This window comes from Lewinella sp. W8 (assembly GCF_004375085.3).
GTDB lineage: Bacteria > Bacteroidota > Bacteroidia > Chitinophagales > Saprospiraceae > Neolewinella.
Map to the genome: position 1 here is coordinate 1 of NZ_SNAQ03000063.1, position 636 is coordinate 636.

The 636-nt window shown below is 48.0% G+C and carries 2 tRNA genes; both read left to right on the plus strand.

What is annotated here, in order from left to right:
• Window positions 1-176: 176 nt before the first annotated feature.
• A tRNA-Ile gene (locus tag E1J53_RS23850) sits at window positions 177-250 on the plus strand.
• Window positions 251-254: 4 nt separating this feature from the next.
• Window positions 255-328, plus strand: a tRNA-Ala gene (locus tag E1J53_RS23855).
• Window positions 329-636 lie beyond the last annotated feature (308 nt).

Below are 636 nucleotides of genomic sequence, written 5' to 3' on the forward strand. Positions count from 1 at the left end.
GGTGCGGCTGGAATACCTCCTTTTTAGAGGACGATAGACGGAGCGCATGGTGTACTTGTCAGTTAGTGGCATGGACACACAGGTAATATCTCTTGATCTATGGTACTCGCCTACCTTGATGTTAATTAAAGCGGCCCGCAATGGTAGGTCGCTTTTGTTATGTTGACACTTTATTCAGTCCCGTAGCTCAGCCGGTTAGAGCGCTACACTGATAATGTAGAGGTCGGCAGTTCAAGTCTGCCCGGGACTACACCGGGGGATTAGCTCAGCTGGCTAGAGCACCTGATTTGCATTCAGGAGGTCATCGGTTCGACTCCGATATCCTCCACCCACTTTGGGAGCCTGCGGGGCTGCCTACCATTTCGGAAATATTCCGAACACAATTTGACCCGTCAGGGGGTACGCTACAATGGTAGCGTTCGGTTCGAGACCGACCTAATTGACAATTAAGCCACCCGGCCATCGGTAACTATTCTACCATGAATCATAGTTGCTGGTCGCTCAGGGAAAACTGGCTTAGTGACGATCTTTGACAAGTTGGATAAGAGAGCAACAGTAATAATTAACGGATTTTATGATCACATAAGATCTCGTTGCGAGAGAAATTCAATTCTCAAGCGTCTGTTGGATAAACTA